Source organism: Microtetraspora malaysiensis, assembly GCF_001528665.1.
GTDB lineage: Bacteria > Actinomycetota > Actinomycetes > Streptosporangiales > Streptosporangiaceae > Microtetraspora_A > Microtetraspora_A malaysiensis.
The window spans coordinates 1-24,097 of the sequence record NZ_BBYJ01000039.1 but is presented as its reverse complement, the minus strand read 5'-3'; the positions used below and the strand labels follow the sequence as shown (position 1 = coordinate 24,097).

At 67.1% G+C, this 24,097-nt stretch carries 29 protein-coding genes and 1 tRNA gene; 7 read left to right on the top strand and 23 right to left on the bottom strand.

Annotated elements, in window-relative coordinates:
* Window positions 1-11: 11 nt before the first annotated feature.
* The 12 genes from AWQ71_RS36810 to AWQ71_RS36760 all read right to left on the bottom strand — a co-directional run bounded on the left by AWQ71_RS36810 (window position 12) and on the right by AWQ71_RS36760 (window position 7,030).
* Complete coding sequence (locus AWQ71_RS36810; protein WP_157570800.1) at window positions 12-1,301, bottom strand: hypothetical protein; 1,290 nt, start codon at window positions 1,299-1,301, stop codon at window positions 12-14.
* A 292-nt stretch (window positions 1,302-1,593) separates the two neighbouring features.
* Complete coding sequence (locus AWQ71_RS36805) at window positions 1,594-1,986, bottom strand: type II toxin-antitoxin system VapC family toxin (protein WP_067143051.1); 393 nt, start codon at window positions 1,984-1,986, stop codon at window positions 1,594-1,596.
* 28 nt (window positions 1,987-2,014) lie between these two features.
* Window positions 2,015-2,260: an AbrB/MazE/SpoVT family DNA-binding domain-containing protein gene (locus AWQ71_RS36800; RefSeq protein WP_218002122.1), complete on the bottom strand. Its 246-nt coding sequence runs from the start codon at window positions 2,258-2,260 to the stop codon at window positions 2,015-2,017.
* Window positions 2,261-2,366: 106 nt separating this feature from the next.
* Complete coding sequence (locus tag AWQ71_RS36795) at window positions 2,367-2,669, bottom strand: DUF1416 domain-containing protein (protein ID WP_067143049.1); 303 nt, start codon at window positions 2,667-2,669, stop codon at window positions 2,367-2,369.
* Complete coding sequence (locus tag AWQ71_RS36790; RefSeq protein ID WP_067143046.1) at window positions 2,669-3,508, bottom strand: sulfurtransferase; 840 nt, start codon at window positions 3,506-3,508, stop codon at window positions 2,669-2,671. The genes AWQ71_RS36795 and AWQ71_RS36790 overlap by 1 nt, the downstream gene beginning before the upstream one ends.
* Window positions 3,505-3,915, bottom strand: a complete 411-nt coding sequence (locus tag AWQ71_RS36785) for a DUF4395 domain-containing protein (protein WP_067143043.1) — start codon at window positions 3,913-3,915, stop codon at window positions 3,505-3,507. The genes AWQ71_RS36790 and AWQ71_RS36785 overlap by 4 nt, the downstream gene beginning before the upstream one ends.
* Before the next feature lie 56 nt (window positions 3,916-3,971).
* On the bottom strand, window positions 3,972-4,055 hold the full coding sequence (locus tag AWQ71_RS44795; RefSeq protein WP_352231756.1) for a putative leader peptide: 84 nt from the start codon (window positions 4,053-4,055) through the stop codon (window positions 3,972-3,974).
* A 121-nt stretch (window positions 4,056-4,176) separates the two neighbouring features.
* Window positions 4,177-4,704 (bottom strand): thioredoxin family protein, encoded by a 528-nt coding sequence (locus AWQ71_RS36780; RefSeq protein ID WP_245658886.1) that lies wholly within the window; start codon window positions 4,702-4,704, stop codon window positions 4,177-4,179.
* Entirely contained in the window at window positions 4,701-5,498 is a 798-nt protein-coding gene (locus AWQ71_RS36775; RefSeq protein WP_067143040.1) for an anti-sigma factor family protein, read from the bottom strand. The genes AWQ71_RS36780 and AWQ71_RS36775 overlap by 4 nt, the downstream gene beginning before the upstream one ends.
* A complete protein-coding gene (locus tag AWQ71_RS36770; RefSeq protein ID WP_067143038.1) occupies window positions 5,495-6,007 on the bottom strand; it encodes a sigma-70 family RNA polymerase sigma factor in 513 nt (170 codons plus the stop codon). Before AWQ71_RS36770 ends, AWQ71_RS36775 begins: the two co-directional genes overlap by 4 nt.
* A gap of 31 nt (window positions 6,008-6,038) precedes the next feature.
* Window positions 6,039-6,719 (bottom strand): LmeA family phospholipid-binding protein, encoded by a 681-nt coding sequence (locus tag AWQ71_RS36765; protein ID WP_067143035.1) that lies wholly within the window; start codon window positions 6,717-6,719, stop codon window positions 6,039-6,041.
* A gap of 62 nt (window positions 6,720-6,781) precedes the next feature.
* On the bottom strand, window positions 6,782-7,030 hold the full coding sequence (locus AWQ71_RS36760; protein WP_067143032.1) for a MoaD/ThiS family protein: 249 nt from the start codon (window positions 7,028-7,030) through the stop codon (window positions 6,782-6,784).
* Between the two features lie 369 nt (window positions 7,031-7,399).
* Here AWQ71_RS36760 and AWQ71_RS36755 point away from each other — a divergent pair, with 369 nt between their 5' ends.
* Window positions 7,400-8,119 (top strand): winged helix-turn-helix transcriptional regulator, encoded by a 720-nt coding sequence (locus AWQ71_RS36755; RefSeq protein ID WP_067143029.1) that lies wholly within the window; start codon window positions 7,400-7,402, stop codon window positions 8,117-8,119.
* 67 nt (window positions 8,120-8,186) lie between these two features.
* Here AWQ71_RS36755 and AWQ71_RS36750 read toward each other — a convergent pair whose 3' ends face one another.
* Complete coding sequence (locus AWQ71_RS36750) at window positions 8,187-9,959, bottom strand: bifunctional metallophosphatase/5'-nucleotidase (RefSeq protein ID WP_067143027.1); 1,773 nt, start codon at window positions 9,957-9,959, stop codon at window positions 8,187-8,189.
* Between the two features lie 109 nt (window positions 9,960-10,068).
* Here AWQ71_RS36750 and mshD point away from each other — a divergent pair, with 109 nt between their 5' ends.
* Window positions 10,069-10,971, top strand: coding sequence for a mycothiol synthase (gene mshD, locus AWQ71_RS36745; protein ID WP_067143023.1), 903 nt, complete (start codon window positions 10,069-10,071; stop codon window positions 10,969-10,971).
* A 56-nt stretch (window positions 10,972-11,027) separates the two neighbouring features.
* Here mshD and AWQ71_RS36740 read toward each other — a convergent pair whose 3' ends face one another.
* From AWQ71_RS36740 to dcd, 3 genes are all read right to left on the bottom strand, one after another.
* Window positions 11,028-12,026, bottom strand: coding sequence for an inorganic phosphate transporter (locus AWQ71_RS36740; protein ID WP_067143020.1), 999 nt, complete (start codon window positions 12,024-12,026; stop codon window positions 11,028-11,030).
* The gene (locus AWQ71_RS36735) at window positions 12,027-12,644 is read right to left on the bottom strand and encodes a DUF47 domain-containing protein (RefSeq protein ID WP_067143018.1); all 618 of its coding nucleotides are present in this window, start codon (window positions 12,642-12,644) and stop codon (window positions 12,027-12,029) included.
* 175 nt (window positions 12,645-12,819) lie between these two features.
* Window positions 12,820-13,395, bottom strand: coding sequence for a dCTP deaminase (gene dcd / locus AWQ71_RS36730; RefSeq protein WP_067143016.1), 576 nt, complete (start codon window positions 13,393-13,395; stop codon window positions 12,820-12,822).
* Between the two features lie 214 nt (window positions 13,396-13,609).
* Here dcd and AWQ71_RS36725 point away from each other — a divergent pair.
* Window positions 13,610-13,683 (top strand) — tRNA-Gly (locus tag AWQ71_RS36725).
* Window positions 13,684-13,783: 100 nt separating this feature from the next.
* On the opposite strand, the gene AWQ71_RS36720 is transcribed toward AWQ71_RS36725, so the two are convergent.
* The 3 genes from AWQ71_RS36720 to AWQ71_RS36710 form a co-directional block, all read right to left on the bottom strand.
* Entirely contained in the window at window positions 13,784-14,767 is a 984-nt protein-coding gene (locus tag AWQ71_RS36720) for a tyrosine-type recombinase/integrase (RefSeq protein WP_067143013.1), read from the bottom strand.
* A gap of 41 nt (window positions 14,768-14,808) precedes the next feature.
* Window positions 14,809-16,074 carry an IS256 family transposase gene (locus AWQ71_RS36715; protein WP_157570804.1) on the bottom strand — a complete coding sequence of 422 codons (1,266 nt, stop codon included), beginning with the start codon at window positions 16,072-16,074 and terminating at the stop codon, window positions 14,809-14,811.
* Window positions 16,075-16,227: 153 nt separating this feature from the next.
* The gene (locus AWQ71_RS36710; RefSeq protein ID WP_067143007.1) at window positions 16,228-16,623 is read right to left on the bottom strand and encodes a tautomerase family protein; all 396 of its coding nucleotides are present in this window, start codon (window positions 16,621-16,623) and stop codon (window positions 16,228-16,230) included.
* Between the two features lie 233 nt (window positions 16,624-16,856).
* On the opposite strand from AWQ71_RS36710, the gene AWQ71_RS36705 reads away from it, so the two are divergent.
* Both AWQ71_RS36705 and AWQ71_RS43510 read left to right on the top strand, forming a co-directional pair.
* The gene (locus tag AWQ71_RS36705) at window positions 16,857-17,498 is read left to right on the top strand and encodes a maleylpyruvate isomerase N-terminal domain-containing protein (protein ID WP_218002121.1); all 642 of its coding nucleotides are present in this window, start codon (window positions 16,857-16,859) and stop codon (window positions 17,496-17,498) included.
* 597 nt (window positions 17,499-18,095) lie between these two features.
* Entirely contained in the window at window positions 18,096-18,440 is a 345-nt protein-coding gene (locus tag AWQ71_RS43510) for a hypothetical protein (protein WP_218002120.1), read from the top strand.
* A 484-nt stretch (window positions 18,441-18,924) separates the two neighbouring features.
* Here the strand turns inward: AWQ71_RS43510 and AWQ71_RS36695 are convergent, their stop codons facing one another.
* The 3 genes from AWQ71_RS36695 to AWQ71_RS36685 form a co-directional block, all read right to left on the bottom strand.
* The gene (locus AWQ71_RS36695) at window positions 18,925-19,632 is read right to left on the bottom strand and encodes a carbonic anhydrase (protein ID WP_067142997.1); all 708 of its coding nucleotides are present in this window, start codon (window positions 19,630-19,632) and stop codon (window positions 18,925-18,927) included.
* A 709-nt stretch (window positions 19,633-20,341) separates the two neighbouring features.
* Window positions 20,342-21,388 carry a beta propeller repeat protein gene (locus tag AWQ71_RS36690; RefSeq protein ID WP_157570799.1) on the bottom strand — a complete coding sequence of 349 codons (1,047 nt, stop codon included), beginning with the start codon at window positions 21,386-21,388 and terminating at the stop codon, window positions 20,342-20,344.
* A 562-nt stretch (window positions 21,389-21,950) separates the two neighbouring features.
* The gene (locus tag AWQ71_RS36685) at window positions 21,951-22,493 is read right to left on the bottom strand and encodes a TIGR03086 family metal-binding protein (RefSeq protein WP_067142991.1); all 543 of its coding nucleotides are present in this window, start codon (window positions 22,491-22,493) and stop codon (window positions 21,951-21,953) included.
* Here AWQ71_RS36685 and AWQ71_RS36680 point away from each other — a divergent pair.
* Window positions 22,459-23,319 carry a helix-turn-helix domain-containing protein gene (locus AWQ71_RS36680; RefSeq protein WP_218002119.1) on the top strand — a complete coding sequence of 287 codons (861 nt, stop codon included), beginning with the start codon at window positions 22,459-22,461 and terminating at the stop codon, window positions 23,317-23,319. The genes AWQ71_RS36685 and AWQ71_RS36680 overlap by 35 nt on opposite strands.
* A 23-nt stretch (window positions 23,320-23,342) precedes the next feature.
* Here the strand turns inward: AWQ71_RS36680 and AWQ71_RS36675 are convergent, their stop codons facing one another.
* Window positions 23,343-23,723: a hypothetical protein gene (locus tag AWQ71_RS36675; protein WP_218002118.1), complete on the bottom strand. Its 381-nt coding sequence runs from the start codon at window positions 23,721-23,723 to the stop codon at window positions 23,343-23,345.
* A 269-nt stretch (window positions 23,724-23,992) separates the two neighbouring features.
* Between AWQ71_RS36675 and AWQ71_RS44790 the strand changes: the two genes are divergently transcribed.
* A partial coding sequence (locus AWQ71_RS44790) for a transposase (RefSeq protein ID WP_169806719.1) occupies window positions 23,993-24,097 on the top strand: 105 nt, incomplete at its 3' end.

The window sequence follows — 24,097 nt, the reverse complement described above, 5'->3', positions numbered from 1 at the left end:
CGTGAGCCGCGTCAGCCGTCGAGCCGTTTCCGGGTCGCCGCCAGGTCGAAGGTGGCGGCGATCAGGCACATCGTCAGCGTCGTGGTCACCAGGTCGGCGACGAAGTCCACGGGGACGTCCGTGACGATCCAGAAGTACGGCTTGTCGCTCGCCAGGAGGTAGCGGCCCGCCCGGCCGAGATAGTCCGACCCGACCTGGAGGCCGACGTAGCAGAGGGCGAACAGCCCGAAGAGCGGGGCGCCTCCACGCGCCGTCAGCCGGAACGCGTTGATGAGCGGGATCCACCGCTCCGACCAGCCGGCCGTCAGCCGCGCGGCCACGCGGCGGGTCATCGTGTGAGTCCGCCGCTTCCCGTGCTCCGCGACCGCCTCCAGCCGCGTCCCCTTGAGCGTGCTCTCGGTGTCCTCCACGTACGCGCCGTACGCCAGGACGCCGACCGTGAGCCAGGTCAGCGGGAGGATCAGCGCCGCCACGACGTGCGGCCACACCTCGCCCACGAACTCGGAGACCGCCGCGAATCCCGGGACGTTCGCCTGCGCGTCGGTCACCCACTCGTTCAGGGCGACGAGGGCGGTGCGGCTCCCCATCCATCCCGTGCGCGTCTCCACGGCGGCGGCGATCACGTTGATGCCGTAGAACACGAACGTGAGCTCGCCGAACGCTGCCACGATCCCGGAGAAGCGCCCCTCGTTCGCCTCGTGCTTGCGCCCCGCCACCGTCTTCAGGGCGTACGCGAGGACCATCCCGACCACCGAGGGGACGAGGCCGAGGTTGGTCAGCCCCTGCATGACGTGGCTGTCCTCACCGGTGAACGCGTCGAGGATCATGATGTCCGGCGTGCGGGCATAGTCGATGTCCATGAAGTCCCGCACGTCCTGCAGGACGAAGCCCCACGTCATGTAGATGCCGGAGAACAGGAGCGCGGTCCGGTTGAACGCGCCGAAGATGCTCTCGTGGCCCTCTCCCGCCGCCCGGCGCGCCCGGGTCTCCATGAGCGCGCCGCGGATCACGTACAGCATGCCCACCGTGGTGGCCAGGGACGTCATCACGACGAGCGTGAACAGGAACACGGTCAGGACGAGGCGCGCCTGGTACCAGGAGCCGTGCGAGACGGTCGCGGCGAGCAGGAGGAGGCCCCAGCGCACCACCCGCCCGAGCGCGAACCACATGATCAACGGCAGCGCGCACGACCCGGCGATCCGCAGCATGTGCCACGGCAGCGAGTACGGCGACAGCTTCCACGGCCGCGTACGCGGTTCGGCGGCCTGGCGGGGTGCGGCAAGCGCGGACGTTCCGGACATCTGGTGCATGGTATCGGGTCCAGTCGTGCCCCATAGGCAACATGCGCCCGGGATGTGCGCGACGGTCCGACCTTACGAGCGATCGCGCCCGGCGCTCACCGCCCTGGAGCGGATCACCGACGCGTCGTATCCCTCCTCCGCCTCGGCGGCGAGCCGCTCGATGCGCTCCTCACTGACGGGAACGCCTTTCGATGTGAATCGCGGCGGTTCCTCCACCTGTCCCCCTGCACGGCAGCGGCGTACGGGCATATGGACCCCGATGTGCGCCCCGAAGTGCCGAGAATCCGGGCGCTCACGGCGTGACGAGGTCCAAGGTCGGGAAATAGGTCCGGTAGCGCGCCCCGTCCCTTGTCAGCAACGTGTAGTTCCGTACGGCCGCGTGCGCGCCGATGAAGAAGTCCGGCAGGGGAGATCTCCGCTCACCGCCACGCTTTCGATAGGCGAGGTCCGCCCTGCCGGCCAGAAACGCGGCTTCGTATGGAATGTCTTCACGCTCGAAATCGTCGGACGGCAGCGCCGCGTCGACGGCCTCGATGCCCGGGAAACCGACCGACACCTCCGCGTAGATCACCGGGTTGATGACCACGCGTCCCTTGTCCCGCGCCCAGGCGACGGCTTGGTCCGACCAGTCGCCCCATTTCGGGTCGTCGGTGGCGATATCAAGAAGCACACAGGAGTCGACCATGGTGACCCGATCGCCGACGACACGTAGGCTAGTCGCCACGCAGCAGCCCCATGATCTCGTCAGTGCTCATGGTCGTCGTCGCGGTCCCGCGAAGCCGCCGCGTCGCACGCTGTCCCCGAGTGGCGCTCGCCTCACGACGGACGATCTGCAGCGTGTTGCCGACTTCTATCACGTCGACCTCGTCACCTTCGTGCAGGCCGTACTTCTCGCGAATCTCGGCGGGGATGGTGACCTGCCCCTTGCTGTTCAGCCGCATGGAGCTCACTCCAGACACGTATTACACCTACCACGTAACACTAAGCGGGGTCGGCGGAACGGAACAAGAAGCCGAAAGGGCCGGTGCGTCGGGAGACGCACCGGCCCTTCTGGGAGAACGCAGGTCAGACAGCGACGGCGAGCTGGGCGACCTCGCCGAGCTTGGCCTCGACCGCGACATCCTTGGTGACGCCGCCGCCCGCGATGATGCGGACGGTCCACTGGCCGGGAGCGGCGAAGAACCGGAAGATGCCCTCGTCGGAGACGACGACCTCGCCGGTGAACTCGCCGGAGTGGTCGAGCAGGCGGGCGTAGGCCGTACCGGCGCCGGAGACGACGCCCTGGATCACAGCCTGATTCGACAGGTCGACACCTGCCGGCAGCGCCACGGTCTGCTCCGGAGCAGCGCAACCCTGAGTGGTGGTCATCAGCGAGCCTCCCCAAGCTCCACAGGCACGCCCACGAGCGAGCCGTATTCGGTCCAGGAACCGTCGTAGTTCTTCACATTGGGCTGGTCGAGGAGCTCGTGCAGCACGAACCAGGTGTGCGCCGAACGCTCCCCGATGCGGCAGTAGGCGATGGTGTCCTTGCCGAATTCGACTCCCGCGGCGGCGTAGAGCTTCGTCAGCTCGTCGTCCGACTTGAAGGTGCCGTCGTCGTTGGCCGCCTTCGACCACGGGATGTTGCGGGCGGTGGGCACGTGGCCCGCGACCTGCGACTGCTCCTGCGGGAGGTGCGCCGGAGCGAGCAGCTTGCCGGTGAACTCGTCAGGGGAGCGCACGTCGACCAGGTTCTGCTTGCCGATCGCCGCCACGACCTCGTCGCGGAAGGCGCGCAGCGCGAGGTCCTGCTCCTTGGCCGTGTAGGTGGTGGCCGGACGCTGCGGCACCTCGGTGACCAGCTCGCGGGAGTCGAGCTCCCACTTCTTGCGGCCGCCGTCGAGCAGCTTGACGTTCTCGTGGCCGTACAGCTTGAAGTACCAGTACGCGTAGGACGCGAACCAGTTGTTGTTGCCGCCGTAAAGCACGACCGTGTCGTCGTTGGTGATGCCGCGGGACGAGAGCAGGGCGTCGAAACCGGCCCGGTCGACGAAGTCGCGGCGTACGGGGTCCTGGAGGTCCTTCCTCCAGTCGATCTTCACGGCGCCACGGATGTGACCCTTGTCGTAGGCGCTGACGTCCTCGTCGACCTCGACGAGCACGACACCCGGCGTGTCGAGATTGGCCTCGACCCAATCGGCATCCACCAGGACGGCGGAGCGGCTCATGTGGTTCTCCCAGGTTGTAGACGGCGGATGATCAAGTACATTTCGCAGCCCAGGCAGAAGCCGAAGGCGGCGTTGAGAAAGGCGGCCAGCAGTGCCGCTGCTGTCGCACCCAAAGCCAGGGGGGTGATCCCGGCGGTGAACCCGATCAGGCCGACAACCGCGAAGACGATGCCCACACCCTGCGCGAACCGGAGCGGCGCCACGTCTTCCAACTCTCGCGGCGGCCCCAGCCTCGGACGCACGAACCTACGGAAGAGGTAGCCGTACGGAGAGGAGTCAAGGGCGCCGAGCACGAACACGATCGCCTGAAGGGCGAGGAGCCATGCACTGCCCGTCACGAGGACGAGCGCGAGAACCACAGTCGTGATCGCCGCGCTGAAGCGCGGGCTTCGGGGATCGGCTTGCATCGTGAGATGCTCCTGAAGGATTCGGAATGCGGCTGGTCAGCCGCGCGGAATCACCCTCAGGCCATGCGACAGAGCGCGGTCGCGACGCGGCAGAAATCAACCGCGCGCCGCTTCGTCAGCAGCTCTGTCGTGGGAGTCATGGCCTCGACAGTACCCGGCGTCTCGCCATCTGTCACACCGTGTCCGATTGGTGAGACGAATTGTCCCAGCCCTGATCACCGATTTGTCCGAGCTCCGACCGTCGGCCTGCCCGAGTTCTGATCACCGGCGCCCGTCGGAGCCCCCGTCAGCCGCGACCGCCGCGCCGAGCGCCGCGATCACATCGACTTTCCTGGGCTGCCCTGATGCCCTTTTCACGACATTTCCTGAACCGTCGAGGATCAACACCGTCGGCGTGCGCATGACGCCGTACCGGCGGACCAGATCGAGGCGGTTCTCAGCGTCGATCTCGACGTGCCGGACCCCGGGCACCATCGCGGCGACCTCGTCCAGGATCCTGCGGGTCGCCCGGCACGGCTGGCAGAACGCGGTGGAGAACTGCACCAGCGTGGCGCGCTCCCCCAGCTCGGCGCCGATCTCCTCACCGGTCACGCCACCCGCCCTCTCGCTCGCCCCCGGGGCCGTGCCCCCGCTCGCCGCCGTCCCCGCCCCGGCGCGCGGCCGTACGGCGCGCAGCCTGCCGTCGCGCCACCGCATCAGCAGCCCGATGACCAGGCCGGCGGCGAGCGTCGCGAGCAGGACGACGATCCCTACCATCGCGAGGGACAACCCGCGCGCGGCACGGGTCATTCCCCGTGCTTCACCGGGACGGTCACCAGCGTCCGCCCGTCAGCGGTGGTCAGCTCGAATTGAGTGATGCCATCGAGCGGGAGCTCGGTCGACCCGCCGAAGTCGACCGGGGTCGCGCCGACCCCCTGGGCGTCCGCCGACCAGCTCGCCACCGCGGACCTCCTGCGGTCCGCGCCCACGGCGGTGAGGCGGACCACCGCTCCGGCGCGCAGGCCCGTGACGGTCGCCTCCACCCGGGTGCCGCCCACGTCCGGCGTGAGCCGCACCGCCACCTCGACGCCCCCTTGCCGCGCGGACGCCGTTGTGGGGGCGATCGAGGCGTACAGCTCCTGCCCGCCCGCGTTCAGCTTCTTCTGCTGCCTGTCAGAGCTGTCCGCGGCCGCGTCAGTCCGTGCGGCGGCGGACGCCTCGGGCGCCGCCTGCGCCGACGCGATCGACGGCGACCCGGCCGAGGTGTCCGCCGCCTGCTGCGCGAACGCCATCCACGTCGTCCCGCCCAGCGCCACGACCGCGACGGACGCGGCGAGCGCGAGCGTGATCCGCGAGCGGCGCCTGCGCCGTACGGTGGCGGCGAGGAGGCGGTCGAGCACCTGGCGCGGCGGCTCCGCCGCGTTCCGGATGTCCTCCTCGGTCACCTGAGCGAGGAGCGGCGGCAGCCCGGACAGCTCCGCGAGCTCGGCCATGCAGTCCGGACACTCGTCCAGGTGCGCCTCGACCGCGGCCGTCTCCTCGTCGTCGAGCGCGCCCAGGACATACGCGCCGAGCGAGATGCGGACGTCGTCGTCGCAGGTCATGGTGCCAGCCCCCGTTCCTCCAGAGCCAGCTTGAGCGCCCGGAGCGCATAGAAGGTGCGCGATTTGACCGTTCCCGGCGGGATGCCGAGAATCTCCGCCGCCTCCTTCACCGATCTCCCCCGGTAGTACGTCTGCAGGAGCACCTCGCGGTGTTCGGCCCTGAGCGAGGCCAGCGCCTCGGCCACGGCCCACGACTCGACGGCCTTGTCCAGCTCGTCGGCGGCCGGCAGCACCGCCAGCGCCTCGTCGCCGGTCTCCTTCGGCCGCGACCGGCGCGCCCGGTGCTGGTCGACGACGAGGTTACGCGCCACGGTGAACAGCCAGGCGCGCACCGGCCGCCCGGCCATGGCCGAGGGGTTCCTCCAGGCGCGCAGCAGCGTCTCCTGGACGACGTCCTCCGCGCGGCCGGGGTCGCCCGTCAGCCGCAGCACGAATCCGTACAGGGGCCCGGCATGATCGTCGAAGAGGACGCGCACGAGCTCCTCATCGGCGGTTCCTGCTGAGCTCACGCCCTCCTGACGTAGGGACGGGTCGTCGGGTTCAGTGGAGGGGGACATTCGTCGCCGAGCCTTCGACCGCGAGCCCCTCGGATACGGACCGCACCTTGGTGACCTTGAGATTGAGCGGCAGGTTCTTCACCGGGACGGTGAAGCCGACGAGCCGCTCCACGTTGGGCACGGAGATGCCTCCCGCGATCTCGACGTTGGCCGGAATGAGCCGGATGCCGCCCTTGACCGCGTCGATCTTCAGGTCGGCGGTGACGGGGATGTCCCGGCCCAGCACGGTGATCTTCCCCGACACGCGCAGCTTGTCGTCGCCGCCGCCCTCGATCTTCACGCCGCGGGGCGCTCGCTCTTCGAGGGTCTTTCGGGAGATCACGATGGTGCCGGCCACCCGCTCAGCACGGAGATCGGCTTTCGAGGCGTCCTGGATCAGGTCGGCCAGCGGGGCGGACACGCCGAACAGGGTGGCGTCGATCTTCGAGATCGTGATCCCTTCGCGGGTCAGCGGGCCGGTGGCGATGGTGATCTCCTGATAGTTCCCCGCGACCGCCTGGGTCAGGAACGGGATGCCCTCGATGTGGACGGTCGGGGTCGACGAGAGGTCGTACTTGGCCTCGATCTGCCTGGCGATCTCACGCTGCACACCGGCGACCGCCACCCGGTCCAGGATGGCGAGCGCGACGACGAGCAGGATCAGGAACACGACGAGCTTGCGCATCCGTCTTTCCTCCGGGGGCGTGGTCTGACGGGGGGCAAGGCGGGTCGGCTCACCCTAGCGCCTCATCCCCCTGCAAAGGGAGGTAAAACTTCCACGACCGCTCCCTCGGGCAGATCGATCGAGCGCGGCTCCCGTGTGCCCGCCGGCGCGCCGTTCACCAGAAAGGAGCAGCGCGGCAGCACCCGGGCCAGGTCCGGGTTGGCGGAGATCCCCGCCAGCAGATCCCCGAGCGTGGATGCGTCGAACGGCTCCTCGGCTACCCCCGCCGCGGCCTTCGCCGCCGCCCAGTAACGGACGGTGCCCGTCGCCATGTCCCTCCCCTTCACTTGCCGGCCGTGCGCCCGGTCTCCCGCGTTCGCCGGGGCTCCGGCGGCGACCCGTGCGTGACCGATCGGTTACGCGGACGGGTCGCGTACAGAACTTTTTACACGCCCGACTCACATTGGACGCAATATTCCTGTGGGCTAGCCTATGAAAGACGGGACCTGGGCGACGTTGCCCCCGGGTCCCTACGTGTTTGTACGGCTCACGCCGTGATGACGCGGAGGAGGCGAGCCTGTGATCGTGCACAGCGCGGTGCTCTCCCGGCGCGCCCTGCCGTTTCACTTGTGAAGAGGAGGGCATGTGAGCGAGCGATCTCGACAATCCCGCCACGGCGGGGGCGGGGCCAGGAGGTCGAAGTGAGCAATCTGCTCCTGCTGACGAACGCGCTGGAACCCTCCGCCGAGGTGCTGCCCGCACTCGGCCTGCTGCTGCACTCCATACGCGTCGCGCCCGCGGAGGCCTCCGCCCTGATCGACGCCCCGCCCGCCGACGCCATCCTGGTCGACGCCCGCCGCGAACTGGCTCACGCGAAGGGGCTGTGCCGGCTACTGCGCACCACGGGGCTCACCTGCCCGCTGCTGGTGATCGTCACCGAGGGCGGACTGGCCGCGATGACGGCCGAGTGGGGCGTGGACGACGTGCTGCTCGACAGCGCCGGCCCGGCCGAGGTCGAGGCCCGGCTGCGCATGGCCGTCGGCCGGCTGTCGCTGGCCGCCGCGGACGAGGTCCCGGACGAGATCTGCAGCGGCGACCTGGCGATCGACGAGGCGACCTACACCGCGCGGCTGCGCGGGCGCGCGCTCGACCTGACCTTCAAAGAGTTCGAGCTGCTCAAATACCTCGCGCAGCACCCGGGCCGGGTGTTCACCCGGGCCCAGCTGCTGCAGGAGGTGTGGGGTTACGACTACTTCGGCGGCACCCGCACGGTGGACGTCCACGTCCGGCGACTGCGCGCCAAGCTCGGGGCCGAGTACGAGTCACTCATCGGAACGGTCCGGAACGTCGGCTACCGCTTCGTCCCCGACCGCGGGGGCGAACAGGCCGAGAACGACAACCCGGAACCCGCCCGGAATTGAGCCTTTCGCAGGCCCACCGGACGAGACCCGCCCCGGGCCGGGACGGGCCTCCTCATCGGCGTACGGCTCAGCCGATCTTGGTGATGCGGGTCAGCGCGGGCGGCGCCAGCGGAGAGTTGGCCGTGAGATAGGCGGTGAAGGCGTCCACGTCGAAGCCGCCGTCCCACGTCCACAGGTCGGTGCCCTTGGTGAACTCGGCGAAGGCGTCACCGCCCGAGACCAGGAAGTTGTTGGCCGCGACCCGGACCGACTGGCCGTCGGCCACCGCCACGCCGTCGATCTTCAGTTCGGAGATCCGGGAGCCCCAGGCCGCGCTCTCGTTGTAGCTGTAGCTGAGGTTGGACGACGGCTGCAGGATCTTGGTGAACGCCTGCGCGTTCGGGCCACCCGTGAACTGCTGCTCCAGCACGGTCTTGAGCTGGGCGCCGGTCAGCGTGACGGCCTGCAGCAGGTTGTTGAACGGCTGCACCGCGAACGCCTCGCCGTACGTGACGACCCCGTCGCCCTCGCCCGCCTCGGAGGAGGCGTAGGTGAGGAGCGTCCGGACGCCGCCCGGGTTCATCAGGGCGATGTCGGCGTTGCCGCCGTCCTTCTTGGCCGCCGCGAGCTGGGCGTCCGCGATCACGTCACCGAGCGTGGTCTCGCCGCTGCCGCCCGCCGGGACGGCGTTGGAGATGTCCGCCGTGATCTTCCCGACCGGCGCGTTGGCCTTGGTCGAGACGGCCGACGTCCAGTACGAGACGAGCTTCTCGACCTTCCGGTCGGCCGCGTACTTGGGGATGTCGAGACCCTTGTTGGCCTCGCCGTCCACGGCGACGACCTTGTTGTCCGCCGTCACCGAGGAACGGATGACGTCCCCGGTCTTCGCGTCCACCCGGAAGTCGATCTGGGTCATCACCCGGCCGAAGGACGACCCCTGGGTGAAGTACCGGGTGTTGCCGGCCGGGTCCTTGGTCGTGCAGACGTAGGCCTGGTGCGAGTGGCCCATGACCACGAGGTCGACGTCCGCGCTGAGCTTGGTGGCGATCGCCCTACCCACGCCCGTGGTCAGCGGGCAGGCGTTCGGGCTCTGGTTGGCGGCGACCGAGTCACCCTCGTGGACCAGCGCCACCATGACGTTGACGCCACGCTTCTTCAGCCAGGCGGCCGCCCGGTTGCCGGCCTCGACCTCGTCCTGGAAGGTGAGACCCGCGATACTGGCGGGCGTCACGATGGACGGAGTGGTCTTGGTCACCAGGCCGATGTAGCCGATCTTGACGCCGTTCACGACGCGGATCGCGATGGGCGGCAGCGCGTTCTTGCCGGCGTCGTCGACCACGTTGGCCCCGATGTACTCGTAATCGGCGCCCTTCCACTTACCCGCGGGCGAGCAGCCGTCCGTGGGGTGGCAGCCGCCCTTCTGCAGGCGCTGCAGCTCGCTCAGCCCCTCGTCGAACTCGTGGTTGCCGACGGAGGAGACGTCAAGCCCCAGCTCACCGAGCACCTGCACAGTGGGCTCGTCGTGGAACGCCGCCGAGACCAGCGGCGACGCGCCGATCAGGTCGCCGGCCGCGACGACGTCGGTCCGGCCCGGGAGGCGGCTCTGCTTGATCGCGGTGGCGAGGTAGGCCGCGCCGCCCGCGGCCTGGACCGTCACGCCCGTCTCGTTGACGATGCGGCCGCTGGACCCGGTCGGGGTCTCCAGGTTGCCGTGGAAGTCGTTGATCGTGAGCAGGCGGATCTGCTTGGGAGGGGGAGTCTGCGCGGTCTGCGAGGCGGCCGCGGGGTACACGGCGATCGCCAGGCCCGTCGCCGCGGCGACGCCCGCCACCGCAAAGCGAAGAAGGGTGCGAGAGGTCATGGAACACGACACTAGGGCCGCGACCTTTACATGAGATGGCGAAGAAACAACGATTCGCCACGCGTCATGATGGCGGCTTTTGCCACTAGAGGGAACTGAGGTACGCGACGTGGACGTGCGTGTGGTGACCGGAGGACGACTCGATGACCGGCAGGTCTCCGACATCCTGGACCTGGTTCGGGAGGCCACGGAGGCCGACGGGGTTCGCCCGCTGAACGAGCACACGATGTTGCAAGTACACCACGGCGCCGAGCCGGGGGCCCGGGCCGTACTCCTGTACGACGGTGACACGCTCGCCGGGTTCGCGCATCTGGATCCCGCCGACCCCGTCGAGGGATCCGGCGGGGAGCTGGTCGTCCGCCCGGCGCTCCGCCGCCGCGGCCTCGGGCGGCAGTTGCTCGACGCGGTGCTCGCGGAGACCGGCGGACGGGTCCGCGTCTGGGCGCACGGCGACCACCCCGGCGCCGCCGCGCTCGCCGCCTCCGCCGGGCTCACCCGCGCCAGGTCGCTGTGGCAGATGCGCCGCCCGCTGGACGCGCCGCTCCCCGCCGTGACCGTGCCCGACGGCGTACGGCTGCGCGCGTTCGTCCCGGGGAAGGACGAGCACGCGTGGCTCGCGCTCAACGCCCGTGCCTTCGCCGCGCACCCCGAGCAGGGCGCGTGGACGATCGAGGACCTGGAGCTCCGCGAGGGAGAGTCGTGGTTCGACCCGGACGGCTTCTTCCTCGCCGTACGGGACGACTCCCTCGCCGGTTTCCACTGGACCAAGGTCCACGGCGGCGAGGGGCAGGACGCCGAGCCCGTCGGCGAGGTCTACGTGGTCGGCGTGGACCCCGCCGAGCAGGGATCGGGGCTCGGCCGCGCGCTGACGCTCACCGGTATCGAGCACCTGCGTTCGCGCGGCCTCGCCCAGGTGATGCTGTACGTGGACGAGGAGAACCGGCCGGCGATCAGGCTGTACGAGTCGCTCGGGTTCACCCGATGGAACACGGACGTGATGTATCGCCGCTGAGTCGCCCGCGACGTCCCGGACCGGCCCGCCGAAGGGCCGGTCCCCCGTCGGGGCCGCTACTCCACGATCCAGTGCAGGCCGAGATAGGCGAGCGCGGACACCAGCGCGGCGGCGGGGATCGTGAGCACCCAGGCGGTCACGATGTTGCCGGCGATCCCCCATCGCACGGCCGAGAGGCGCTTGGTCGCGCCCACACCCATGATCGCGGTGGTCATGGTGTGGGTGGTCGAGATCGGCGCGCCGAATCCGATCGCGGCCGTGTAGAGGACCGACGAGGCCGCGGCCTCCGCCGCGAACCCGCGCGGCGGGTCGAGGTGGATGATCCGCCGTCCCATGGTCCGCATGATGCGCCAGCCTCCGGCGTACGTGCCGAGGGAGATGGCGGCGGCCGAGGCCGTGATGACCCACTCGGGGATGTCGGCGTCCGGGGAGACGTAGCCGCCGACGACGAGCGAGAGGAAGATGACGCCCATCGTCTTCTGCGCGTCCTGGAGACCGTGGCCGAGCGCGATGGCGGCCGCGGACACCGGCTGGACGAAGCGGAAGCCCCGGCTGGTGCGATGCGGGTTGGACTTACGGAAGATCCACAAAATGGCGATCATGACGAGGCCGCCCAGCCCGAACCCGAGGATGGGCGACACGACCATGGGGATGACGACCTTCTGCACCACGCCGGACCAGTGCACGGTCGCGCTGGCGGCGAGGGCGGAGCCGACCAGGCCACCGATCAGGGCGTGGCTGCTGGACGACGGCAGGCCGAAGTACCAGGTGATGAGATTCCAGACGATCGCCCCGATGAGGGCGCCGGCCACGACCACCAGGCCGTGCGCGCCGTTGGGCGCGTCGATGATCCCCTTGCCGACGGTCTGCGCGACCGCGGTGCCGAGGTGCGCGCCGATGAAATTCATCACGGCGGCGAGGAGCAACGCGATCCGCGGGGTCAGCGCCCGCGTGGAGACCGAGGTCGCGATCGCGTTCGCGGCGTCATGAAAGCCGTTGGTGTAGTCGAACACCAGGGCGATGGCGATGACGCCGATGATAAGTGCGAGCTCCACTTAGCTTTCCTTGACCGCGATCGACTCGATCGTGTTCGCCACGTGCTCGAACGCGTCGGCGGCGAGCTCGAGCTGCTCGATGATCTCGCGCATCTTCATGACCATGAGCGCCTCGTACTCACCGCTGAAAAGCTTGGCGAGCAGCCGGCGATAGACCTGGTCGGCCTGGTTCTCAAGACGGTTGATCTCGATCCAGTACTCGTTGAGGTTCTGCATCGAGCGCAGCCGCGGCATGGCGTCGGCGGTCAGCTCGGCGGCCCTCTCCAACACCTCCACCTGGCGGACGACCTCTTTGGGCAGGTGGTCGATCTGGTACAGGACGATCAGGTCGGCGGCGGCCTCCATGTAGTCCATCACGTCGTCGAGGTTCGAGGCGAGGCGGTAGATGTCCTCGCGGTCGAACGGCGTGATGAAGCTCTCGTTGAGCCGCTTCATGATCGCGTGAGTGCGCTCGTCACCCGCGTGTTCGCAGGCCCGCATCTTGTCGGCCAGGGCCTCCCGGTCCGACCCGTCGCTGATGATCTCTACCAGGAACCGGGATGCGGTGACGAGGTTGTTCGCGGAGTCGGCGAACAAGTCGTAATAGCTGTCCTCACGGGGCGTGAGACGCATGCGCACGTCATTCTCCAGAGGTGAGGTGCGGGGATAGTCCGCAGAGAAGAGTACGGGTAACCGGATGGGATGCGAACTTAAGGGTATGCATGCCTGCTCGTAACAAGCTCATCGCTGCCCCGTAGTCATCTGTTAATACATAGACGCTGGTGAAGCACGGTGCCGCCGGTGAACCGGCGACTCACACCTTCGTGCGGTGGAAGTTCAGGAACGACCGGCTCGGCGTCGGCCCGCGCTGCCCCTGGTAGCGGGAGCCGTACCGATGGGAGCCGTACGGGAACTCCGCGGGCGAGCTGAGCCGGAACATGCAGAGCTGACCGATCTTCATGCCCGGCCACAGCTTGATCGGCAAGGTGGCCACGTTGGACAACTCCAGAGTGACATGCCCCTCGAAGCCCGGGTCGATGAAACCGGCCGTCGAGTGGGTGAGCAGGCCGAGGCGGCCCAGGCTCGACTTGCCCTCAAGCCGGGACGCGATGTCGTCGGGAAGGCTGATCACCTCGTACGTGCTGGCCAGCACGAACTCGCCCGGATGCAGGATGAACGGCTCGTCGCCCTCCGGCTCGACCAGGCGGGTGAGGTCGGGCTGCTCCATGGCCGGATCGATGTGCGGGTACCGGTGGTTCTCGAACACCCGGAAGAACCGGTCCAGCCGCACGTCCACACTGGACGGCTGGATCATCTCCGGTTCGTACGGGTCGATCTTGACCCGTCCGGTCTCGATTTCGGCACGGATGTCACGGTCGGAAAGCAACACGCGTGCAAGGGTAACCGCCCCCACTCAGCCCCGGTCGCGGACATCCACAGGAAGCACCTCCGGCCACTCGAACCCCAGGACCGGTCGACCGCCTTCGAGGTCGCGGCGTCCGGCCCAGGAAGGGGAGGCCGTCAAAACTTCTCACCCTCGACGGCATCACCATGCCGAGTTTCCGCTAGAGTGTTGGTCGCGGTTGCTCCTCAGAACAGCCGATGCGGGTGTAGTTCAATGGCAGAACATCAGCTTCCCAAGCTGACAGCGCGGGTTCGATTCCCGTCACCCGCTCCATGAGCGAAGGCCCAGGTCAGGGACACATTCCCGACCCGGGCCTTGATTGTTTTCTGAGCTGATCGATCTTCGCGTGCCATTAACGTGCCATTAGCTCTGATCAGCCCACCGGAACCAGGACCTCACCGGAGCGACCGTCCTCGTCGCCATCGCGCCCGGTGATCTGCCGCTCGATCGCATCCGTGATCGCCTTGTCCGCCCCGCGTACCGCGTGCTGATAGATCATGGCCGCGCGCACGTTGTCGTGCCCCATCCGGGCCATCAGGTCCTTGAGGCCCGCGCCTGACTCAGCGGCCAGCATGTTGCCGGTGTGACGAAGGTCATGAAAGTGAAGTCCCGGCATCCCCATCTCCTTGACCACGTCCACCCACCGCGTACGGGTGTTGAAGCCGCTCCGCCGCAGCGCCCCGCCCTTCGCGCCTGGGAAGAGCAGCGCGCCCGGCTCGTCCTGGACGTAGGTCGCGATGTGCTCCTTGAGCGCCTGGACGATGGGCTGTGGGAGGCCGACGATCCGCCGTCCCGCCTTGGACTTGGGCGGGCCAAGGACCAGCTCCCCCGTGGAGCGCTCGACGAAGGCGGCTCGGACGCGCACGGTCCCCGCGTCGAGGTCGATGTCACTACGGCGTAGCGCGCTCACCTCACCCCATCTCAGGCTCGCGAAGGTCGCCAGCAGGACCAGGGCGCGGAACCGCCGGTCCTGGGTGGAGTCGGCCCGGCCGTCCGTGCCCATCTTCCATAGCGCTCGCTCGGCATCAGCACGGCTGTGGAAATGCTCGGGATGGGTGCGCATCTCGCCGTTCCGCTGGAAGCGCAACCGGTAGGCACCATCCCTGAGCTTGCGGACGTTGCCGACAGGACGACGGCCCACGCGGTCGGCCAGCTCGAAGACCTGGGCCACGGTGAGCACCGGGCGTTCCTCTGGGTGCTCGTCGCCGGCCCCGCGGATCCGACACGGGTTGGCCGGGATGATGTGATCATCCTCAGCCGCCGTCATCAACACCGCCCGCAGCAGCCGGTATGCCTTGGCCGCCATCGACACCGAGACGCCATTGCCGAGCAGGTCGGCCCGCCACTGACGGATCATGGGTCTGTCCAATCAACGGCGTAACTCGGTTTTGATTGGCTCTACTGGGCGGTTGGGGTCAGGCGGCCTTCGAAGGCGATGGCGAAGGCGTTGAGGGCGGCCTTCCAGCGGGTTACCCAGCGTTTGCGGCCCTTACCGGTCGGGTCCAGGCTCATGATCGCCATGTAGACGCACTTGAGCGCCCCCTGCTCGTTGGGGAAGTGGCCGCGGGCCTTGACCGCCCGGCGGATGCGGGCGTTGACCGACTCGATCGCGTTCGTCGAGCAGATCACCCGCCGGATCTCGACATCGAAGTTGAGGAAGGGCACGAACTCGGCCCAGGCGTCCTCCCACAGCTTGACGATCGCCGGATACTTCTCGCCCCAGGCCTCGGTGAACTCGTCGAACCGCTCCCGCGCGGCGGCCTCCGTCGGCGCGGTGTAGACCGGCCGCAGCGCCTTGGCGATCGCGTCCCAGTGCTGGCGGCCGGCGTAGCGGAAGGATGCGCGCAGCAGGTGCACCACACAGGTCTGCACCACAGCCTGAGGCCAGACCTGCTCAATGGCCTGCGGCAGCCCTTTGAGGCCGTCGCAGACCAGCATGAGCGCATCCCCGACGCCCCGGTTCTTGATCTCGGTCAGCACATGCAGCCAGAACTTGGCGCCCTCGCCGCCGTCGCCGGCCCACAGCCCGAGAATGTCGCGCTCGCCGTCCACCGTGACCGCCAAGGCGACGTAGATGGGCCGGTTGGCGACCTGCCCATCGCGGATCTTCACGTGGATGGCGTCGATGAACACGACCGGGTAGACGGGGTCCAGCGGCCGGTTCTGCCACTCGGCCATGCCCTCGATCACCTTGTCGGTGATGGTGGAGATCGTCTGCCTGGAGACCTCGGCGCCGTAGACCTCGGCCAGGTGAGCGGAGATCTCACCGGTGGTCAGGCCCTTGGCGGCAAGCGAGATGACCATCTCATCGACACCGGACAGGCGCCGCTGCCGCTTGCGCACGATCTTCGGTTCAAAGCTGGCGTCTCGGTCTCGGGGAACCGCGATCTCAACCGGCCCGACATCGGTGATGACCGTCTTGGTGCGGGTGCCGTTGCGGGTGTTGCCGCTGCCGTGACCGGCCGGATCGTGCTTGTCGTAGCCGAGGTGGTCGGTGATCTCGCCTTCCAGCGCCGACTCCAGCACCAGCTTGGTCAGCCGGCCCAGCAGTCCGTTCTCACCGACCAGTTCGAGCCCTTCGGTGCGGGCCTGGTCGACCAGCTTGGCCACCAGCTCGCGATCCGACGCTTTGTGCTCTTTCCGCGTCACCGCGGCGTCCTCCAGGTCCGTCGTTTCGGATGCCTGGGTCACCGTACTCGTCACAGGTGTCTCCTTAATCAGGAGTTACACCGTTGTTCTTACAGTCCCAAGGCTAGTGTCGATCGGCGTTGTTTTTGCCTTGACGGCGTGGATACCTTCCGGGTGCGCGTTGACTCGTCACACGTTCACGTTGAAGCCCAAGTCGATGTCACAGGCTGCTTGCCCTCCCCCAATCCCCCAGTTCTCCGTGGGGAACTCCCGGAGGGTGATCGTGACGTGGTCCCGTGGAATGCCGAGTGCCGCCAGCCGATCGACGATCTCCCCGTACAGTTTCCGCTTGGCCTGCACAGACCGACCTGTGAAGCAGTCAATGGACACGAGCGTCGAGAATTCGGGCTTCGTCCGGCTAGGCGAACAGGCGAACCTGTGCGGCTCGTGCACCATGAGGCGCACACTCTTGTCCTCGGCCGGGATGAGGAACGCGGCCACAAGTGCGCCATGAATCGCGTCGATAATGGCCACTTCTTCCGCCTCGGAGTATTGGCGGCGTACCTCGACGAGGGCGGTTGGCATGCAGGAATCCTTCCATCGAATCGATCGGGCTGCGGCGATGAATCCAAAATCATGACCCCACCACATTGCACCCCTGGGCGGCAACCCATAAGTACTCCAGCAGGGCTTGGTATGTCCGCTGGCGAGAGGCCAGTTTCGGGGAGAGTAGCAGGCGTGTGCCAGGTCGGGCGTGAACCGTTCCACCATGCGGACGTCTCGGTCGTGGCTATCTTGGTGTGAGCAAGATGCCTCGTATGACCAAGGAGATACGAAAGGCATATCTGCTGGGCGCCGAGCAGGCTGTGCACCTGCTGGCCACGGCAGAGGTGGCGCGTTGCTGGGAGAAGGAATCAGTGCTGCCGGGGATGACGGTAGGTGGACTGGCTGGTCACCTTGCGCGCAGCGTCCTGCAGGTCGAATGGTTTATCGACGGCGCGATACTCGGCGCGGAGCCAGTCTCACCGGTGCGCTACTACGCGCGGCTCGTCGACACGTCTTTGCCGGACTCCGCACTCAACGTCGGCGTACGCGCGCGGAGCGAGGAGACGGCAGCCGCCGGCCCCGCCGTCGTGGCTGCGCAGGCGCGCGCTGCATGGCAAAGGCTGGCACAACGGCTGGGCCAGGAGCCAGCCGGTCGGCGAGTGGCCATCCTCCACCGACCGGGAGAGGAAATGCTGCTCGACGGCTACCTCCAAACCCGATGCGTCGAATTGGCAGTGCACCTCGACGACTTGGCCCTGAGCGTGGGCGTTCACTGCCAGACACCCGAGGCCACGCTCGCCATCGCGGTCGATGTCCTTGTCGCAGCTGCCCGTGACCGGCACGGCGATCAGGCTGTGCTACATGCGCTCGCCAGGCGTGAGCGTGACGTCGACCAGGCTTTGCGCGTGCTGTAGGCGGACTTGCCTGGATTAGGCCAGGAGGCCAAGTGGGCCTACCAGCAACGGCAAGCCCTCAGCGAACCGCAACAACCCAATGAACGAGTGCCTCACCGCGACCGGTCGGCCCATCAGATCCACCTGACCAGCATCGCTACAGCGCGCCACCCGCAAACGACGCACGAAAGATCGGCCGACACCGGACACCTGTCAAACATGTCCTGGGACTGATGGGACTGATGTGTCAAGCATGTCCCGGGACAGGACAATGGACCGTACATGTTGTCTGCCGAATTGTCCTCATAGAGATCAAGGGCGGCGCTCCGCGCCGCCTCGCGGCCCTACGCCCGCTCGCCGGCCGGGCATGCGGCCTGGGGGCCGGTCCCGGCCGACGGCGACTCGGGCCGCCCGCCGCACGCCCGCCATGCCGTACCGCAACGAACTCGCTGACTCGAGTGACCGGCCATGCCAGCGCTTATGCTGATGTGGATCGCTCTTTGTAGACCAACGCAGATGGCGTGATGGCCGTACTGTCTCCCCTTGTGCCATCTGGGTACCAAGGTGGCAGCTAAATGGGCTGAACTCCGGACCCAGGCGGGGTATAGCGTAACGGCTATGACGGAGCAGACTTCCGAACCCTGGCGACCGCTCAGCGATCGTGCAGCAGGAATTCCTGCAGACCTTGATCTGCATGAAGGCGTTCCACCATGGCTGAAGGATCCTCTAAGGATGTGGCTACAACGCCTGTTGAAGTCAGAGACAGTACGTGGCCGCCTTTTCGCACGCTTCCAGCATGTCGAATTCGACGACGGCATGTGGGGCATGGGCTACTTAGAAACGGTCAGTCTGCTGCCGGAAAACATACTCCTGGATTGGATCGACGCTACGCTCCACATTTCTGCTAGTCAGGACGAAGTGGGTGCGCACCAGTACCACGCACGAGCGGAGTTAAGTGCGTAGGCGGCGTGCCATGCACTTTCAAGGCGCGAAGCTGCCGTGTCTCGCAGGGCGGTACGGGCTGCCACAGAAGCACTGTGAGCTGCCTCCGTTACGGTCCGATCCTGGCGGAGTATCAAGGCGTCGCGGGTGTCGGTGACCGCCCATATTGATTTTCCCTCGGCGAGAAGTGCTCGGAGGTCATTTCTGGCAGCCTTCTCGATCTTCCGTGCAATTGGCGTGCAATTGGCCCACGGGACGAGCCCGCCCGCCGAGCCGTCCTCGCCCTCGTCCCTTGCGCGGCCGATGTTCTTGTCGATCGCATCCGTGATCGCCTTGTCCGCCCCGCTTACGGCGTGCTGGTAGATCATGGCCGCCCGGACCTGCCCCATCCGGGCCATCAAGTCCTTGAGCCCCGCGCCGGACGTGGCGGCCAGCATGTTGCCGGTGTGACGAAGGTCGCGGCGAGCACCCTCCTTTCGCCGAGCAAGGTTCTATTTCCGCCGGGTCAGACAAGGCGGGTGACTGTACCGGTGTCGATCGAGTAGTACGCGCCGATGACGTTGAGCTCGCCCTTGGCGATGCGAGGAGCGAAGAGCTTGTCCTTCTTGAGCTGGTTCACCACGTCGACGGTGTTGATGCGGATCATCTTGTCGACGTCGCCGCCCGAACGCGTGAAGGCCGAACGCAGGACGATAGCGATCGTGCTCAGCTCGCCAGGCAGCTTCTTGTGCTCGTGCAGCGATTCTGCGGCGGCCGTGACAGCCCCGCAGCGCTGATGGCCGAGCACGACGACGAGCGGGGTGCCGATTTCGGCTGGGCCGTACTCGGCGGCACCTGTCACCAGCGGGTCAATGGTCTGCGCGGCGGTCCGTATCACGAACAGGTCGCCCAGCCCGGTGTCGAAGACTAGCTCGGGGGGGACCCGCGAGTCGATGCACGAGAATACGACCGCGAACGGGTTCTGCTTCTGCGCCACCTCCCTGCGGCGATCGGCGTCCTGGTGCGGGTGGGTGGCGGTGCCGTCCACCCAGCGGCGGTTGCCCTCGCGCAGGGTCGCCCACGCCTGGTCGGGGGTGGCGGGACGCTGGTCCGGCGCGGTCCCGTTCGACGGCTGAGCGGTGCGGGCGAATACGGCGGTGCCCGCGGATACCGCACCGGTCAGGAGGCCTCCGGCGACGATGCCGGCGCGCAGGAGGGCTCGCCGGTTGATCATGTGATTTGGCGACGAACAGGAGTATCCGCTGCTGTCATGCCGACACACCAGGCGATGTAACGCTCAGCACATCTGATGTTGCATATAGTCACATCTGCCACGATACACCCGTTTCGACTGGCGAGGGTGAGGGCGATGTCGGCGCCCACCTGGTAGTAGTCCGACTGCCGGACGCGGACGCTGGTCCTTCACACGGATGAATTCTCGGCGCGCACGTGATGCAGTCTCGCGAGACGAACGGATCCTTCGAGGGGGGTCGTCCTGTTCCTCGTGATCGCCGCGCTTGTCGGTACTGACCGACCAGCGCGCGGCCCGTGATCCACCTGAGCTCATGCTGAAGGTCACACCGGTTGGGGAAGGCGCCGCGCGGTAAGGCCAGGTCACAGATTGATCGTCGTGCCATTAGCGCGCCATTAAGGAGGGTAACGACGGGGCACCCACGGTCACTCATGACCGGCGCCAACCGCAGGTCAGTGGTCCTACGAGTCGTGATCCATGCAATTCCCAAGCTGATAGTGCCTTGGCTGTGCAGCCGCGAGTACAGCCAAGTGAGCGGACGAGGACGGAACTCGGCGAACGTCTACGGACACCGCACCCGCAGGTCAGAGTCTCGGACCTCGATCGAATCGATTTCTTTAATCCGCAGGCTGCTCGAGAAATTTGCTCCCACCTGAGCAGCGAATGTCCTTGTGAAGGAAGCGCCCCGAGGCTATGTGGAAAGGCTGTATTCCACGGTCGTTGGAAGATCGGTGTCGGTGTCGGTGTAGGCGATGCCGGTTACCAGGACCTTTCCTGTGTCCGTGAGCTTGATCTCGGTGGCTTGCACTCTCTGGGAGTTGTTCGGCCGTGGGAGCGTGCTCTTGCTCCAGCGCCCACCGCGGTAATGGATCATGATAGGTGCCCAGGGTTCGCCGTCATGCCATGTGGCTATCCATACGCCGCCATGTCCGTCCGGGATCGCTTGACGGAGGTCGAGGCCGCGAAGCCCGAGGTCGAAAAGATTCCAGACGTGACCGTTCCAGTGCATCACGACATCACGGTGATAGACCCGCTGGTCGCAGCAGAAGTAGGTGGCGACAGCTCCGACAGCCCACACGTCGTCCGCGGCAAGCGCGGTGATGTCGGTCAGCAGGCTTCCAGGGCCTTCGCCGTCGAGGGAGTCGGGCATCGGAACTTCAGGCGTGGAGGCTGGGGTCCACGTACGCCCGTCCCAGTGCATGATCTCTCCGTCGAACAGCGCCCAAACGTCGTTTCTCGCTACCGCGGCGAGGTTGATCGTATTCGCAGCGACCGGGATGCGCTCCCATCGGTCGCCGTCCCAGTGCACAAGCGTCCCGTCCGGACTGGTTTGATCGCCCGGAGCCCCGAGCCGCGTGCTCCACCCCGAGATCCAGATGTCATCAGAGTCCGTGCCGGCGACGTCCTCGATTTGGAGATCTTCTGGAAGCGGCGGGGTCGATTTCAGCCAGCGCTTCCCATCCCAGCGCGCCGCTTTCAGGCCGCCGTGGCTCACGCTGAACACCCAAATATCATCGCGGGCAAACCTCTTCACGATGTCGGGTGAGTCGGGCGCACCCTTGGGAAGCTCGACGGGACGGTGGTGGGAGATAGTCCAGCGAGCGAAGTCCACGGGAAGGGGAACACTGAGCGGAACCGTTTCACCGCTGTCACAGGCCTCGGGCGGGCACGAGTCGGCCAGCATCACCCAGACACCCCAGCACAGAGCTGCGATCATTGCCGCGAGAGGCACTGCCATCCATCGCATAAGTAGATCATCCTGTAGCCGGAACCTACGTATCGCCAATCTTTCCGCACCATCGGGATCAATGGATGATCACCTCGGCGGCGCCACGCTACCGGACACGACACCGAGTGGTACTACGAGAAATGGACCGTCAACATCACCCACAAGCCGTGGCGACGCGACTCGTTCCTGATAGAGAAGATTGACAACGAGAAGGACGAGCGAGTGCCTTTCTACGGCGGGCATCGCTGCCCCGCACGCGACATAGGTCATCTCTCGGTGGACCAGGGGACGGATCGCGCGCGCCTCCGCCGGTAACCCGTGACCCTGATCGCCGGACCATTAGAGGGCCATTAACCAGAGTGAGGAAGGGTCAGCTACGGTCACTCCTGACCGGCCCCACGCCCAGGTCAGTGCCCGTACGGGCCGTGATCCATGCGATTCCCAAGCTGACAGTGCGGGTTCGATTCCCGTCACCCGCCGTCTTGGGACGCAACCCCGGCCGCTCGTCGATCAAGGACGGCACACACCAACCCCGCCCCACTGGACGACGTCTTAATAGGGCTGGAGCAGATCACGCTGTCCAGGCTGGATCCCGACCGATGACGCCGAGCAGGCGGTCGAACAGTGGGGCGTCGTCCGGCACTGCCACGGGCGGCCCGAAGACACCGCGTTGCCTGCCCATCTCCACCATCTGGTCAGTGAAGTGCAGCACCCGCGAGACGGCATCGGGGTCCGGCTCGTACTCCTGACCGGTGGCTCTGGCCAGGTCCCAACCATGCACGACCATATCGACGAGGTACATGTGGCCCAGCGCGGTCATCGGCAGTCCCATGGCGGGGCTGGTTCCCTCCCATGCCTCGGGTCGCGACCAGGCGGCCAGCATGCCCTCCGCTCGCTCGGGAAAGTCGCCCGCGTAAGGCCCCTGCTCAACGCTCGGCCCCTTGCGAGCCAACGACTCGAACATCTCCGCCACCCATTCGAGATGGTTGATCAGGTCCTTGACGTCGAACTTCGCGCATGGCGTCGAGAACCCGAGCTGCTCCTGCCGCACCGCACGCACCAATCTCGCGGTCCGTTCGGTGGCGCGCGTCATCAGCGGCATCATGTCTTCCATGGCGACCAGCGTGCCTCGCCTGCCCGAAGGGCGGCTTGTAGAAACGCGACAGCGCGGCTGGGTCAACCCGTACGCGGGGCTCAACGCGTTCAATTTCGTCCGGCAGGCGCCAGCGCCCGAGATTGCGGCGTACGTGGAGCATTTCTGGGTCGTCACGTGGACCGATCTCGCCGAGCCGTACGAACAGCGCATCGTCTCGCACCCCACCGTGAACATGACGATCACCCAGAACTTCCGCCGGATCGCGGGAGTGATCAAGGGCGGGTTCTCCTACACGATGCGGGGCAACGGCCGCGTGCTCGGCACACGCTTCCGCCCGGGTGGCTTCCGGCCGTTCCTCGGCGGTCCGGTATCCCAGCTGACCGGCCGGTTCGTGGAGATCAGCGAGATGTACGGCGCAGCCGGCGCGACCCTGGTCGAGCAAGTCCTGGCCGAGCCCGACGCCCAGGCCGCCATCGCGCTCACCGAGACGTTCCTACTGAGTCTGGGGCCACATCAGGATCCGCTAACGGAAGAGGTTGCGGCATTGGCGGCGATGGTGGAGAACGACGTGTCCGTGACCAGGGTCGACGAGCTGGCCGCCAGATCGGGGCGGTCGGTGCGCTCGTTGCAGCGGCTGTTCCGGGACTATGTCGGCATCGGCCCCAAGTGGGTGATCCGCCGCTTCCGCCTGCACGAGGCCGCGGAGCGGGTTTACCAGGGCCTCGACCTCGCCACGCTGGCCGCCGAGCTTGGCTACACCGATCAAGCCCACCTGACCCGCGACTTCACCGCCGCAGTTGGCATGCCTCCCGCGGCCTACGCCCGGCTCAGAAGCCAGGGCTGATCCCAGCGTTCCGTCGAAAATGATCACCCTGTTACGCCTCCCGCAGTCGGCCCCGCGACCTCGGTGACAATGTCGGCCGTGACGTAAAAACCGTCCGGAGCGACCTGCGTCACCGCATCAAGGCGGACTCCCCGCTCGTCCGCAGTAATCATGTGAACCTCGAAGTGCCAGTAGCTGAGATCCCGCAACCAGATCCGTTCGAGCTCTGCCGCGATCTCCACAGTCGAAACCTCTGGCACGGTCCAGCACGTAGCCGCGATCAGGTTGTTCGTATCGCCGGTACGGCGAACCGACACCTCCGTGATCAATGGCGACTGCCAGAGATAAGCATCAAAGTCCATCGCCATGCCGTCGAGGTCGGCCCCAGAGCTGGGGAACGACTCGCCCATCACCTGCTGCTTCACAGCGGCAAACTCCGAGGGATCCATCCAAGAAGCGTCCCACCTCCAATCCCGCCGCGATCACCGTGCCATTAACGTGCCATTAGGCAGGGTGACGAGGGGGCAACCACGGTCACTCATGACCGGCTCCACGCGCAGGTCAGCGTCCGTACGGTCCTTGATCCATGCAGTTCCCAAGCTGACAGCGCGTTCTCGACCATGGGAGATCCAGGAGGGGATGACCCCTGAGCTTCCCCTCTTAGCGTGGAGACCGAACCGAGAGAGGTTTGGTCGTGGCAGGTACCACGAGGCGCCGCTTTGATCCGGAGTTTCGGGCTGGAGCGGTGCGCATCGTCAAGGAGACCGGCAAACCCGTCTCGCACGTCGCGCGGGACCTT